This window comes from Sphingomonas sp. M6A6_1c (assembly GCF_053345135.1).
On sequence record NZ_JBKEZO010000002.1, the window covers coordinates 15,360 to 29,726 of the forward strand.

Consider the following 14,367-nt stretch of genomic DNA (forward strand, 5'->3'; position numbering starts at 1 on the left):
ACATGGGTTACATCCGGCCGGCAAATTTCAGGCGGCCTTGCCTTCCGCACCGAGCGGCGACCCCGCATAATCGGCGAGCAACGCGGCGGCATCGTCGTAGATCGCGACCGCGCCGGCGCGTTCCAGCACCGCATCGGGGAAGCCGCCGGAGCGGACCGCGATAGCCGCCATGCCGCATTTCGCCGCCGCTTCGATGTCATAGGGCGTATCGCCGACGACGATCACCTCGGCGGGGTCGAGCCCGTCGAGCTTGGCGAGCGCGGTGGCGAAGATGTCGGGCGCCGGCTTGGTCTGCTCGACGTCGTCGCCGCTGGTCGCCTCGCCGACCAGATCGCGGGCATCGAGCAGGCCGAGATAATGGTCGAGCTCCTCACCCGACGCGGACGAGGCGAGGACGACCTGCTGGCCGTTGCCATGGGCGTGCGCAAGCAGGGCGCGGGCATCGGCGAAGGGTTTGGCCTGATCGAGATATTTGGTCTTGAACGCCTTGCCGTGGGCGTCGCCGAGCTGCTCGACCGCGTCGTCGTCCAGTTCGGGGAGCAGCGTCGGCACCAGTTTGTCGGTGCCCTTGCCGATCTGGTAGTGGATCGTCTGGCGGTCGAAGCGCGCGCCGATCCCGGCAAAGGCTTCTTCCCAGGCGAGGACGTGGAGATCGTTGCTGTCGACCAGCGTCCCGTCGATGTCGAAAAGGATGGCCTTGATCTTGTTGGGCATGGTGCCTCCGGTGATTGGGGGAGCGGCGGCGCCACCGGCCACCTCGTCCCATCGCCAACCAGCGATCGAACGCGAACGTTCCTTTTCAGCGACTTGTCCCCTTTTCCCGATGCCGCGCGTTGGCCGGCATCTGAAGAGGAGACGTTCGATGTTTCGCTATGTGATCGCGGCAACCGCCATGACCCTGTTCGCCGGTGGTGCCGTCGCGCAGACCGCCCAGACCGGCTCGCACAACCCCGCCGTCAAGAACGGCGCACCGCACACCATCGCCGCCCCGGCGAAGGGCGCGAACTCCTTCACCGAGGATCAGGCGCGCGGTCGTCTCGCCAAGGCGGGCTATACCGGCATCACCAAGCTGACCAAGCGCGACGGCCTGTGGCAGGGCACCGCGATGAAGGCCGGCAAGCGCGCGACCGTTATGCTCGACTACAAGGGCAACGTCACCAGCCGCTGATCGAAAACGACGTTTTCAGGAGAGATTTCATGACCCAGACCATCACGCGCCTGTTCGACGACTATGCCGATGCGACCACCGCGATCCGCGAGCTCGAAGCGATCGGCGTCCCCCACGATCATCTCAGCATCGTCGCCAGCAATGCCGACAAGAGCCACGGCGACCATGTCGATCAGGACGACGACAGCATCAACGACCATGGCGACGTCAGCCGCGGCGTATCGACCGGCGCCGTGCTCGGCGGTGCGGGCGGCCTGCTCGCCGGCCTCGGCCTGCTCGCCATTCCCGGCCTCGGCCCGATCGTCGCCGCCGGCTGGCTCGCGGCGACCGCAGCGGGCGCCGGCATCGGCGCGGCCGGCGGCGCGGCGACGGGCAGCATCGTCGGCGCGCTCAAGAACGCAGGGCATGACGAGAATGACGCGCACGTCTATGCCGAAGGCGTCCGCCGCGGCGGTTCGCTGGTCAGCGCCAAGGTGCCCGACGATCTGGTGAGCGAGGCCGAAGCCGTGCTCGAGCGCAACCGCTCGGTCGACGCGCAGAGCCGCGGCGCGAGCTATCGCGAAACCGGCTGGACCAGCTTCGACGATACCGCCCCGGCCTATACCGCCGAGCAGGTCCATGAGGAGCGCGCGCGCTACACCACCGGTTCTCGCCTCTGACGACCCCGCCGCTTCCGCCGATCATCGGCGGGAGCGGCACTTTTTGCACGGATCGTCGCCCGCGCCACCGCTTCTTGGTGGCTTGTTAAGCCCGGCTGTGGTTGATCGTCCTCGTCCGCCTACAATTGTCGAAAGCGGCTGATGGGGTGGTATGCTGAGCCTAGTGTTGTGGACGACGGTATCGGCGCTTGCTTCCGCACCGGTGATCCAAGAGTCGCAATTACCCGCCGATCCCGTCACGACGCCGTTGATCGCGCCGCTGCCCGCCGAACCCATCATGCCGGTGGTGCCGCCCGAACCGGGACAGGACACCCGCCGCGTCGAACCGACGATTACCGACTCCGCCGACATCGTCGTCACCGCACGCGAGAATTCCGCCAAGATCGATCCGCTGCGTGCGCTCAACGAACGCTCGTTCGAGGCGACGGAGGCGGTCGACAAGGCGCTCGTCGCACCGATCGCGCGCGCCTATAAGAAGACCGCGCCCAAGCCGTTCCGCGACGGCGTCCACAACGTGCTCTACAATCTGCGCGAGCCGGTGGTGTTCGTCAATTTCCTGCTCCAGCACAAGATCGGCAAGGCGGTCGAGACGGTGGGCCGCTTCGGGATCAACACCACGATCGGGCTCCTCGGCGCCTTCGACATCGCCAAACGCAAGCCCTTCAAACTCCCCCGCCGCGGCAATGGCTTCGCCGATACGCTCGGCTTCTACGGCGTGCCGCCCGGCCCGTTCATGTTCCTGCCGCTGGTCGGCCCGACGACGGTGCGCGACCTGATCGGCGGCGGTGTCGACCGGCTCGTCCTGCCGATCGCCGCCGGCCGTCGCGTGACCAGGCCGGCGTTCGTCATCCCCGCCGCGGTGCTCGGCGTGCTCGATCACCGTTCGGAATTCGACGATACGTTGCGTACGCTGCACGAAGATGCCGCCGATCCCTATGCCAACACCCGCACCTTCTACCTGCAGCGTCGCCAGGCGGAGATCGACCATCTCCGCGGCCGCGGCACCGGCAGTTCGAGCCCGATGTCCGAAGCCCCCAAGGCTCCGATCGACGAACGCGGCCGCGAGGTGAAGACGGCGCCGTAAGCCGGACGGCCCGTCTATAGCGCGACGATGACGACGCCGCGCATCCGCCCCTCGCAGGCATCGTGCAGCGCGCGCGGCGCATCGTCCAACCCCGCCACCATCGTCCGGGCGAAGTGGAGCCCGGCGTCGCGCTGCCACGCGATCCATTCGGCGAAGGCGGCGATGTCGCGATCGGCACTATAGCCGCGCATCGTGATGTCCTTGAGGATGAGCTGGAACGAGTCGAGCGCCGCGGGGGCGACGATGCTGGCGCCCTGCCGGTCCAGCTCGGCGGTCAGTGCGCCGAGCAGCACGAAGCGCGCACCCTCGCGCGCCGCCCCGACCGCGGCGACGAGTTGCTCGCCCCCCACCATGTCGACGAAGACATCGATGCCGCCCGGCGCCGCGTCCGCCAATTGCTCGGCGACCGGCGCGCCGCGCCGCAGCACCGCCGCATCATAGCCGAGCTCGGCGAGCATCCAGTCCGCCTTGTCGCGGCTACCGGTGCTGCCGATCACCCGTGCGGCACCGAGCCGCCGGGCGATCTGGCCGGCCATCGATCCAATCGCACCGGCGGCGCTCGATACGAAGACGGTATCGCCGGGGCGGACCTGAATACCGCGAGTCAGCGCCGCATAGGCCGTCCAGCCATGGCCGAGATAGGCCGCCGGTTCGATCGGTCCGCGTCCCAGCGCCACGCATTGCCCGACCGGCACGACGGCATGGTCGCGCCAGCCGAACGGGTGCGAGACGAAGTCGCCGACCGCAAGCCTGCTGTCCGGCGGACAGGCGAGCACCTGGCCGATCGCGCCGTCCGCCAGCGCATCGCCGGGGGCGAGCGCGGGGAACGGTATCCCCTCGACCGCCTGGGCATCGCGATCGGCCATCAGGCGCGTCGAGATTGAAATGCGGAACCAGCGGTTGCGCACGACGACATCGTCGGGACCCGGCGTTGGCAGAGGCGCTTCGGCGATCACGAGGTCGGACGGCTGGATCATCGTGTCCGGATGGCGCGCGAGGCGCACCTGGCGGCACATCGGCATGCTGGTCATTCGCGGCTCCCTCGATCACCGGCGCGTCGACGACGCGCCAGACAATCACGCTGATACCGTTATGACTGGTAGTCAGTCAACACTTGGTGCTCTTCTCCTACCGGTGTTTTCGCGGCAGGGATGCTAGCCAGCAGCATCATGGGACCCGACGTGCCGAGCAAACCCCGAACCAAGCCCGCCGACGAACGCCGCGACGATCTGATGAACGCTGCCGAGCGCCTGTTCCTCGACCACGGCGTCGCCGCGACGACGATCGAGCAGATCACGTCGGGGGCGGGCGTCGCGAAGGGCAGCTTCTATCTGCATTTCACCGCCAAGGAGGATGTCGTCGCGGCGTTGCGCCTGCGGTTCGCCGAGCGGGTCGGCGGCATCATCACCAGCGCAGTCGATCGCGTCGCTGCGGATGACTGGCGTGGCCGGCTCGCCGCCTGGCTGACCGCTTGCGCGGAGGGCTATGCGACGTTCGCCTCGTTGCATGACATGGTGTTCCACGACGTGCCGCCGCCGACCCACGCCGGTCTTGCCGACAATCCGCTGATCGACGGTCTGACGCAATTACTTGCCGCCGGCGATGCGGCGGGGGCATGGCGGCTCGAAGACCCGCGGTTCACCGCCGTCTTCCTGTTCAACGCACTGCATGGCGTGATCCTCGACGCCAGCCGATATGGCGGCAGCGCGGTGCTCGCCCGCCGCATCGTCGATCATGGCTTCCGGCTCGTCGGCCTGCCGACCGGTTAACCCTTTGGCGGTCAGCCGCGCTTGATGCGCGGCAGCTGCCACCACGGGGTCTGTGGGCTGAGGTGATGTTCGTGGTGATAGGCGCCGAAGTGGAAGCAGGTCGCCAGCGAGGCGAGCGGCGACAGCGAGTTGCTGCGCGCGTTATGCGTGTCGGCGAACGGCGTCTCGCCGTGGCGATGGGGCAGATAGGTGCCGAACAGGAACAATTGCGCCAGCGCGAGCACGGCCGGCACCGCCCAGAACAGCACGATGTTGAGCAGCGACGCGCCGAGCAGCATGTAGACGACCGCCGCCAGCGTGATCCGCAGGATCTGGCCGTGCGTGTAATAACCGCGGAAGAAATGGACGAACCACGGCAGCGCGCGGCGCGGTGCGGCGGCGTGGAAATCGGGATCGTGTTCGGTGCCGGGCGCGGCATGATGCGCGTGATGCATCGGATAGAGCGCGCGATAGGACAGGCCGGCATAGGCGCCGAGGCACAGCGTCCCGACCACCGCGTTCCACGCCCGACGCCCCGGCGCGAACGAGCCGTGCATGCAATCGTGCGCGACGATGAACAGGCCGGTGCTCAGCCACGCCTGCACCACGATCAGCAGCATTGCGACCGGCACCGTCGCGACCTGCCACTGCCAGAAGAAGATGCCGCCGATATGGATGGCGAGCCACGCCGCGCCGATCGCGGCCGCGAGCAGCAGGCTGAAGCGCGTCGAGCCCCGATCCGGGCTCATCGCCCGACGCGATCGGCGAGCTTGCGCTTCAGCTTCGCCGGATTGGGTGCCAACAGGAAACCGAAGCTGACGCCGCCCTCCTTGCCCTTCACCGCATGGTGCAGCCGGTGCGCCTGCAACAGCCGCTTGGAATAGCCGCGCCGCGGCACCCAGCGCATGCCGAAGCGCTGGTGGACCATCATGTCGTGGACGAAGGCGTAGATGCCGCCATAGACGGTGATGCCCAGCGCCGCCCACCACAAAGGCTCCCAGCGCAGGCCGACGACGAACAACGTGACGACGATCACCGCGAAGGTGATCGCGTACAGGTCGTTCTTCTCGAACGCGCCGTCGTGCGGCTCATGGTGCGAGCGATGCCAGCCCCAGCCCCAGCCGTGCATGACATATTTGTGCGTCGCCCAGGCGAAGCATTCCATGAACAGCACCATGCCGACAACCACGGCCAGCTTCTCGTACCAGGCCACCGCCTACTCCTATCGCGTCCGAGCCATCACTCGGGGAGGACGACGTCTTGAGTATCTATGCCATAACCGCGGTCAAACAAGGCTGTAGTGGCGGTTCGGCGCACCCTGCGGTCATCGCGCGGACATCGAGAAGGGCCGCGCCGCCCGCGCCGTCGCCCAGCGCGTGTTCGGAACCGCCGCCATTGTGAAGCGCAATTCGCCGCCGGCACGCACTTCCGCGTCGCGCAGATAGCTGCGCGCCAGCGGCGTGCCGTTCAGCGTCACCGCGGCGATATAACGATTGGTCGCCGACAGGCCGTCGGCGACGACGACGAAGCGCTTGCCGTCGGGCAGGTTGAGCGTCGCGCGATCGACGAACGGCCGGCCGATGACATATTCGTTCGACCCCGGCGCGACCGGATAGAAGCCGAGCGCGGTGAAGACGAGCCATGCCGACATCTGGCCGAGATCGTCGTTGCCCGCCAGACCGTCGGGCGTCGGCTTGTATTGCGACGCAACGATCTGCGCGAGCCGCTCCTGCGTCCGCCACGGCGCCCCGGCATAATCGTAGAGATAGGCGACGTGATGGCTGGGTTCGTTGCCGTGGGTATATTGGCCGATCAGCCCGGCGATATCCTCGGCATGGCTATAGTCGAGCTTCGAATTGTCATAGTCGAACATCGCATCGAGCTTGGCGATCGCCTTCGCATCGCCGCCGAGCACGCGGAACAGGCCGGCCTGATCCTGCGGCATGAACCAGCTATATTGCCAGGCATTGCCCTCGGTATAATCCGAACCATAATTGATCGCGGTGGGATCGAAGGGGGTGCGGAACGCGCCGCTCGACAGGCGCGCGCGCAGCCAGCCGGTCCTGGCGTCGAAGCTGTTGCGCCAGTTGGCGGCGCGTTTCTCGAACCGGGCAGCGATCGCGTCGCGCCCCATCGCCCGCGCCATCCGCGCAATAGTCCAGTCGTCATAGGCATATTCGACCGTTTTCGACGCGGCCTCGGGCTCCTTGTCGATCGGCACGTAGCCGCGCGCCATATAATCGCCGAGCCCGCCATAGGGCGCATGGTCTGCACTCGCGACCATCGCGTCGAGCGCGGCATCGGCGTCGAAACCGCGGATGCCTTTCAGATAGGCGTCGGCGATCACCGGCGCGGCGTGGTAGCCGATCATCGTCCAGGTCTCGCGTCCGGCGAACTGCCATACCGGCAGGATGCCGTCGGGGCTGAACTGGCGGCTGGCGACGAGCGAGCGCACGACGTCGATGCTGGTCTGCGTCGGCTGCACCAGGGTCAGCAACGGATGCTCGGCGCGGAACGTATCCCACAGCGAGAAGGTCGAGCGGAAGGTGAAGCCGTCGGCGCGATGCACCTGATCGTCCGGCCCGCGATACCGGCCATCGGCATCGCTCCACACGCTGGGTGCGAGCAGGGCATGGTAGAGCGCGGTATAGACGGTGCGGCGCATCGGCGCGGGCGCGGCGATCTCGACCGCGCCGAGCGCCTGCGTCCAGGCGGCGGCGGTGCGTGCGCGGATCGCGTCGAAGCCGCCCGCCTCGGCCTCCAGATTGGCGACCGCGCCGGCTTCGTCGACGCCGGACAGCGCGACCTTCACCTCCAGCGGGGCGGCGAGCGGGCCGAAATCGAGCCGCGCCTCCAGTGCCTTGCCGAGTTTCTCGGCGACCGCCTCGCTGCCCCGCCCCGGCCCCTGAAAGCCCTTGTACGTCACCGCGGTATCGCGATCGACGAAGCCATAGCCGGTCAGCGGGGCGGAGAAGCGCATCGCGAAATAGAGCTTGCGGCCCGGCGCCCATCCCCGCGTCTCGCGAAAGCCGGTCAGCGTGCCGTCGGGACGCAGATGCAGCCCCGACCACAGGATCTTGCCGGGATAATTATAAAGCGACGAACGCAGGTCGACGACCAGATGCGCCGGCGTGCCGGCGGGAAAGGTGTAGCGGTGGACGCCGGTGCGGGTGCCGGCGGTCAGCTCGGCGCGGATGCCGCCGTCGGCGAGCGTCACCGCATAATAGCCGGGCCGCGCCGTCTCGCTGGCATGATCGAAGCGCGAGCGATAGCCCGAGCCGGGCCGCGCGGGATCGCCCGGATCGAGACGCGCCGTCCCCGCCTGCGGCGCGACCAGCACGTCGCCGAGGTCGGAATGGCCTGCGCCCGAGAAATGGGTGTGGCTGAAGCCCTGGATCGTCGGATCCTCGTAGCGATAGCCGGCGGCATGGCCGTAGCAGGCGCGGATCTCGCAGCCGGTATCGGTGTCGGGCGAAAGCTGAACCATCCCGAACGGCGCGGTCGCGCCGGGGAAAGTATGCCCTTCTCCGGCGGTGCCGATCATCGGATCGACCGCATCGATCGGCGCCCCCGCATGCTGCGCCAAGGCGGGACCGGAGATGAGCAGGGCGAGAAGGAAAGCGGTGCGCATGCAGCGAGTTAAGCAGGTGTCGCGCGACGGGGAAAGGCCAGTCCGCACGGCGGGCGGGTCAGGCTTCGCTGCCGACCCGCCCGCCCCGCCCCGCTTATGCCGACTGCGGGATGATGCTGATCATCTCGTCCTCGCCCGGTTCCTTGGCGGGCTTGAGCGTGAGCGCCTGGTCGGGCTCGACATGGCGGCTGCGGGTCATCGGCTCAAGCGTCACCGTCTCGCCGGTTTCGAGCGAGCGTTCGACCGCGGCCAGCACGCGCATGTCGAGCAGGCCTTCCTCGCCATCCGCCTCGGGATGCTTGTCGTTGAGGATACAGTCCGAGAAATATTGCGTCTCGTTGCCGAATTGCTCGACCGGATCGAAGGTGTGCGTCTTGCTGCCCTCGCTGGTCTTCTCGACGTAGCGGATGCCGATCTTCGGGCCGAACATGAAGCTCGGCGAGGCGTAGATGCTCGCCTTGGTGCCGATCAGCTCGAAGAACTCCGACGAGGCGGTGGCGTAGCTGGCCGTGAATTGCGCGGTACGTTCGCCGGGGAAGTGCAGCGTCACCGCGACCGTGTCGTGGAAGTTGAAGCCGCGATCGGGCGTCTTGGTGCCGACGGCGTGGACCGCGATCGGCTCGAGCCCGAACAGGTTGCGCACCGCATTGAGCGGATAGGTGCCCATGTCCGGCACCGGACCGCCCCAATAACCGTTGTGGCCGCGCGAATTGGCCTCGGCGACGTTCTGCGCGAAGGCCGAGACGAAGCTGCGCAGCTCGCCGAATTCCTTATCGCGCGCGCGGGTGATCATCTCGACCGTGCCCGGCTCGTGGTGCAGGCGATAGGCGATCATCAGCTTGGCATTGCGCGTCTTCTGCGCGGCGAGGATCTGCTCGGCCTCCGCGACGCTCGACGCCATCGGTTTTTCGAGCAGGACGTGGATACCCGCCTCCAGCGCCGGCACCGCATATTGCATGTGGAGGAAATTGGGCGTCGCGATATACACCGCGTCGATCTCGCCGGAGGCGAGCAGCTCGGCATATTGCTCGTAGGTCCATGCTTTGATGCCGTAGAGTTTGGCGAGCTTGTCGGCCTTGACCGGATCGCCGGTGACCAGCGCCACCAGCTCGGAATTGTTCGTGCGCGCGACGCCCGGCATGAACGCCTGCTGCGAGATCTGGCCGCCGGCAACGACGGCGTAGCGCACCTTCTTGGTGTGTCCGAACATGTTTCGGCCTTTCTAATCGAGCAAAGGGGATGCCGGGACGAACGAAGCGCCCGTGCGATCGTTGCACCGCACCATCCCTTCGACGGCCGGGCGATCAGGGGCGCCGCGGCTCCGGCTGCACCCCACTCGCCGCGATCACCTTGCGTGCCGCCTCCGGCCAGGCGTCCCCGGCGACGGCGACGTTCTGCTCGGCGACGTTGTTCAGATAGTCGGTCCAATTCCCCTGCAGCCGGCCGGAATTGTACCAATTGCCGATCGCGCGATTGTCCATCGCGGTGCGCCTGGGCGCGATATGGTCCTGCGTATTGAGGTTGAGCCAGACGCCGCCGACCCGGTCGACGACGTTGCCGCGGACCGTGACGTAACGCGACCCCTCGTCCAGATAGATGGCGATGCCGCCCGAGCCGGCGATGTCGGACACGTAATTGCCCGCGATCAGCGCGCCGGGATCGGCGGACAGATGATAGATCGCGCCGCCGTCGGGAAACCATTGCTTCACTCGCGACACGCGGTTGCCGACGATCACCGTATCGCGCAGCGTCGTCGGCGTGTCGTAGACGCGGTTGCCGGGCGCATCGTAATAGCCGCGCTGCCCGCGCCAATATTCGGCGCTGCCGCCGGGATCGTTGGTCCCCCAGCCCCAGCCGACGTCGATCCCGTCATACGGCGCGTCCGACACGTCGTTGTTCATGATGACGGTGCCCGACGCATAGGTGACCAGGATCGCCGACTGCTCCTTATAGTCGCGCGAGACGCCGCTGATCCGGTTGTTGCGGATCAGGATGTCGCGCAGCCCCATCTCGGGCCGGGCGGGATGATGCGCGTCGGGCTGGACGCCGCCGACCATGATCGCCCCGCCGGCGAGATCGGTGAACCGGCTGCGCGTCACCTCGATCGCACTCGTGCCCAGGCCGATTGCGGCGGCGTTGGCGTCGGCGTTGTTGCCGATGCCGAGCGCGACCTGGCCGAGCTGCGCGAACCGGTCATCGTCGAACACGATGCGGCTCGCCGCCGCGACCTGCACCGCGGCGGGCTGCTGGTGGAAGCGGTTGCGCACCGCCTCGAACGGGCGGCAGCCCCAACTGCAATCGCGGATGGGATCGGCGGGATAATCGGGCAGCTCGCCGGAAAGATAGGAGCCGCTCTGCTGGCTGGCATAGCCCTCCGGCCCGGCGGGTTGCCGCCAGCTCGTGTCGCGGAAGTCCAGCCCGCGGAACTGCAGGTCGCGCACCGGCCGGTCGTAGCTGCCGGCGATCGACAGCAGATGGTCGAGCCGCGGCAGCACGACCGCGACCCGGTCCATCGCCTCGCCGGCGCGCGGCTTGTAATAGAGGCGCCCGGCGGCGGGATCGGCATAGAATTGGCCGGGCTCGCGCAGGAAGGCGAGCGCATTGACGAGGAACATGCGCGCCACCTCCGCCGACACCGGCCGCGCGAACGTGTCGTAGCCGACCAGATTGTTGCGCCAGCCGGGCTGCTGCATGATGATCCGGTCGCGCTCGATCCGCTCGACCATCGCATGGCGGTGGGTGAACCAGCTCATCCCCTCGATCGCGATGCGACGCTGGCCGGGCAGTTGCGCGAGCGTGCGCCACGCCGGATCGGTGATCGTCAGTCCCCACGGCGCGAACGTCACGGCCGCCCGCGGGATTTCGATCGCCGCACGGTGCGCGAGCCGACCGTCGACGCTGAGTTGCAGCGGATCGCTGCCGCGCGGGATCGACGCCGCCCAGATGCCGCGCGTGCGATCCGCCAGCCGCCAGCCGCCGACCAACACGCCGCCCGACAGCATCGGATAGGCGCCCGCCGCCCCCTCCCAGCGGACGGTGAAGCCGTTCTGCCCGCCATCGTCGGCGGTGAAGCGCAGCGGCGTCGCCAGCCGATAGGTGCCGGCGGCGATCCGCACGGTGACGTCGTGATCGCCGTTATGCTGCCGCACCGCGGCCTGCGCACGCGTCAGGCTGGCGAACGGCCGCGCCGCCGATCCGTCCCCGTCGGTGCCGTTCGGCGCGACGTGGAGCACGATCGGCACGGGGTCTGGCCGGTTGGGGATGACGATCCGGTGCGGCCCGGTCGCGTTCGCCGGCGGCGCGACGCGCGGCAGTATCGGGCCGGCGGGAAGCTGCGCCCCCGCCGGCATGGCCGTGAGGATGACCGCCGCGACCGTCAGCGCCCGATACCGCCGCATCCCGTCCTTGCCCAATCCGTTGCCGGCCCCCGCCCTCACTGCGTCTCCGACGCCACCGCCATCGCCGCGCGCGCCGCGAGGATGTAGGCGGAGGTGGTGCTGACGGTATATTCGTTCTCGAACCACAGGAACGGCCAGTCGACCTTCGCCTCGGGATAATCGGGTTTGACGATCAGCACGCCCGGCACCATCCCGCCGGGGATGAAGCTATAGTCGGCGCGATTGTGGCCATAGCCAATCAGCTTCGACGCGGTGCCGACGGTCGAGACCAGCGACAGGTTGTTCGCCGGATGCCGGCCGAGCACGTAATCGATCGCGTTGAGCGTATAGGCGGTGCCGACGATCTCTGGGAAGGCCTTGTGCAACAGGTACATGGTCGTGCCGAAGCTGACCACCTGGTTGGACCCCGCCCATGTGCCGTCGGCGATCGGCACGCCGAACGGATTGTTGGTCATGCCGCCGTCCGCCTTCGCCTTCATGTCCTGCACCAGCGGCACGAGGGCGGCGCGATAGTCCGCCCCCATGAACGGGATGGCGCGGACCGCCGCGCCGGCGAGCCAGGGGAAGTTCTGCCGGATCACTGGCTGCAACTGGCGCAGCCGGTCGGCATAGACGCGATCGCCGCGGCTGGTCAGCAGCAGCTCGACGGTGGCGACGACGTTCGCCGCCTCGGCCGAGCGCGGCGACGAGGAATCGTCGCGCCCGTCGCCGGCCTTCACCACCCCGCCCTGCTGCTTGGTCCACAGCGCCTTGGCGGCGGCGAGCGCCTCCGCCGCCATCTTCGGATCGCTCGCGGCGAGCGCCCGGCTGGCTGCGGACAGCGCGCCGGCCACCGCGAGGTTGTTGGCGGGCAGATCGGTGGTGAACGCCCAGCGATCGTCGGGCGTCCCCGACGCGCCCCCCTTGATCTCCTCCGCGCCGAGCTTGGCGTCGTAGAGGCGATTGTCGGTCTGCGATCCGGCATCGCCGAGATGCGCATACTGGCGCAGCGCCGGATCGACGATGCCGACGATCGCGTGGCCGAACACCTTGTATTGCGCGAGCAATTGCAACGTGCCGTGACGGATCTGCTGGACCGCGTCCTCGACCCCGTCGGGCTTGCGGATCTCGACCTTGCGCGCCGCCTCGTCGATGCTCGTCTCGTCCCAGTCGAGCCCGAACAATTCGCGCGCCCAGACGAGGTCGCGCGTCACCGCCGCATTTTCCGGCGTCTGGATGTCGTAATCGCCGGCATCCTGCCAGCCGCCGACCGCGAGGCCGGGAATGTGCTGGCCCGCCTTGAACGGCGAATCGAGGTTCGGCCCCATCTTATAGCCGTCGAAATGGGTGATGTTGGGCGGTGCCTGCCGCGCGTCGTCCAGATGCGAGGGCGCCGACCAGACGCGATATTGCTCGCGGATGCCGACGTGATCCATCTGTTCGGCGATGAACGTGTCGAGCGAGGTCTGCCAGATCCGCTGATAAGCGTCGGCGGCGATGCGGAACGGATTGGTCGTCTGCCCGGCGTAACTGATCGCATACAGGCCCGGCTCGCGCACCGACGAGAAGTCGAAGGCGGCATAATCGTAGCGCGTCCAGTGGCCGCGCGACTGCACCTTGGCGCGGAGCACCGATTGCTTGCCGCCGTCGGCGGTCAGCCGGACCAGTTCCGCCTCGGCCGGCGCCTTGAAATTGGGATCGAGCTCGATCAGCGCGACCTTGGGCCGCCCGGGCGTATAGCCGGCCTGGTTGAACGAGACGACCGGCTGACGCGTCCAGTTCTTCACCACGTTCGGCCGGACGTGCCAGACGACCGCATTCTCCTTCGCGCCCGTGGCGATCAGCGATCGGACGACGAACCAGCCATTCTGAGCTCGCGCCCGCGCATCGTACAGATCGATCGGCCCGGTGTCGGAGGTGATGCTGACCCGCGTCAGCGGATCCTCGGGCGCGAGCGTGATCGTCTTGGTAGCGCTCCCGAGCGGTAGCGGGTCACCCGAACCGTCCTTCGCCATCGGGCCGGTCGGGTGGCGCGGGAACAGCCCCGGCGCGGCATCGACCAGATAGGTCTTGCCGAAATAGGCGGTCGGCAGGAAATCGAGGTTGAACCCCGCCTTGCCGGCGAGGCTGGCCGGCAGCGGCTGATCGAGATCGACCGCGATGCGGAAGCCGCCGGGCTCGGCGGTGACCTTGACGCTATAGGACAGCTTCTGCTGCGCGTAGGCGGAGCGTACCACCAATTGGTTGGGCTCGCTGCCGCGCGTCCGGCCGACGAAGGCGGGGACCGGCGCCCATTGCTCGGGCGTGCGATCCAGCCGCACCGCGCCGTCGGTCGCGATCCGCTCGCCATGCAGCACCATCTGGATGCCGGCGTTCTTCTCGTCGAAGAAGATCGGGCTGAAGTGGTTCTGATCGACGATGACGGTCAGCCCCTGCGTCTCCAGCGTCTCGGACGGCGTGACGGTCAGCGATTGCGCATGCACCGCGCCGGCGATGACGCCGATACTCGCCGAACCGAGCAAGGCGTTCCAAATCATTCGTGCCACAAGCATCCCTCCAGGTGTCGAGCCGGTCTTGTGCCGGCGGATCGTTATGTCGCTGTTTTTCCACACGTTATCGATAGCGCTACCATCCGGCAATGCGCCGGTGGAGAAAAACACCGGCGCGTTTCGCGCGGCGCCGGGATGCGCTGGCAATGGA

Annotated in this window: 12 protein-coding genes; 4 read left to right on the forward strand and 8 right to left on the reverse strand. The window is 67.9% G+C overall.

Annotated elements, in window-relative coordinates; all coding sequences use genetic code 11:
- Positions 1-27 precede the first annotated feature (27 nt).
- Positions 28-714: an HAD family hydrolase gene (locus ACLBWH_RS03175; protein ID WP_447796733.1), complete on the reverse strand. Its 687-nt coding sequence runs from the start codon at positions 712-714 to the stop codon at positions 28-30.
- 148 nt (positions 715-862) lie between these two features.
- On the opposite strand from ACLBWH_RS03175, the gene ACLBWH_RS03180 reads away from it, so the two are divergent.
- From ACLBWH_RS03180 to ACLBWH_RS03190, 3 genes are all read left to right on the forward strand, one after another.
- A complete protein-coding gene (locus tag ACLBWH_RS03180; protein ID WP_038660502.1) occupies positions 863-1,168 on the forward strand; it encodes a hypothetical protein in 306 nt (101 codons plus the stop codon).
- 29 nt (positions 1,169-1,197) lie between these two features.
- Positions 1,198-1,827 (forward strand): hypothetical protein, encoded by a 630-nt coding sequence (locus ACLBWH_RS03185; protein ID WP_447796735.1) that lies wholly within the window; start codon positions 1,198-1,200, stop codon positions 1,825-1,827.
- A 202-nt stretch (positions 1,828-2,029) separates the two neighbouring features.
- Entirely contained in the window at positions 2,030-2,911 is an 882-nt protein-coding gene (locus ACLBWH_RS03190) for an MlaA family lipoprotein (RefSeq protein ID WP_447796737.1), read from the forward strand.
- A 14-nt stretch (positions 2,912-2,925) separates the two neighbouring features.
- Here ACLBWH_RS03190 and ACLBWH_RS03195 read toward each other — a convergent pair whose 3' ends face one another.
- Positions 2,926-3,942 (reverse strand): MDR family NADP-dependent oxidoreductase, encoded by a 1,017-nt coding sequence (locus tag ACLBWH_RS03195; protein WP_447796739.1) that lies wholly within the window; start codon positions 3,940-3,942, stop codon positions 2,926-2,928.
- A gap of 120 nt (positions 3,943-4,062) precedes the next feature.
- On the opposite strand from ACLBWH_RS03195, the gene ACLBWH_RS03200 reads away from it, so the two are divergent.
- Positions 4,063-4,680 (forward strand): TetR/AcrR family transcriptional regulator, encoded by a 618-nt coding sequence (locus ACLBWH_RS03200; RefSeq protein WP_447796741.1) that lies wholly within the window; start codon positions 4,063-4,065, stop codon positions 4,678-4,680.
- Positions 4,681-4,691: 11 nt separating this feature from the next.
- On the opposite strand, the gene ACLBWH_RS03205 is transcribed toward ACLBWH_RS03200, so the two are convergent.
- The 6 genes from ACLBWH_RS03205 to ACLBWH_RS03230 form a co-directional block, all read right to left on the reverse strand.
- Complete coding sequence (locus tag ACLBWH_RS03205; protein WP_447796742.1) at positions 4,692-5,408, reverse strand: fatty acid desaturase; 717 nt, start codon at positions 5,406-5,408, stop codon at positions 4,692-4,694.
- The gene (locus ACLBWH_RS03210) at positions 5,405-5,872 is read right to left on the reverse strand and encodes a sterol desaturase family protein (protein WP_322847718.1); all 468 of its coding nucleotides are present in this window, start codon (positions 5,870-5,872) and stop codon (positions 5,405-5,407) included. Before ACLBWH_RS03210 ends, ACLBWH_RS03205 begins: the two co-directional genes overlap by 4 nt.
- A 111-nt stretch (positions 5,873-5,983) precedes the next feature.
- Positions 5,984-8,290, reverse strand: coding sequence for a GH92 family glycosyl hydrolase (locus ACLBWH_RS03215; RefSeq protein WP_447796745.1), 2,307 nt, complete (start codon positions 8,288-8,290; stop codon positions 5,984-5,986).
- 94 nt (positions 8,291-8,384) lie between these two features.
- On the reverse strand, positions 8,385-9,500 hold the full coding sequence (locus tag ACLBWH_RS03220; protein WP_447796747.1) for a Gfo/Idh/MocA family protein: 1,116 nt from the start codon (positions 9,498-9,500) through the stop codon (positions 8,385-8,387).
- A 94-nt stretch (positions 9,501-9,594) separates the two neighbouring features.
- Positions 9,595-11,688, reverse strand: coding sequence for a right-handed parallel beta-helix repeat-containing protein (locus ACLBWH_RS03225; protein WP_447796749.1), 2,094 nt, complete (start codon positions 11,686-11,688; stop codon positions 9,595-9,597).
- A 35-nt stretch (positions 11,689-11,723) separates the two neighbouring features.
- Positions 11,724-14,204 carry a glycoside hydrolase family 9 protein gene (locus ACLBWH_RS03230; RefSeq protein WP_447797468.1) on the reverse strand — a complete coding sequence of 827 codons (2,481 nt, stop codon included), beginning with the start codon at positions 14,202-14,204 and terminating at the stop codon, positions 11,724-11,726.
- Between the last annotated feature and the right edge of the window lie 163 nt (positions 14,205-14,367).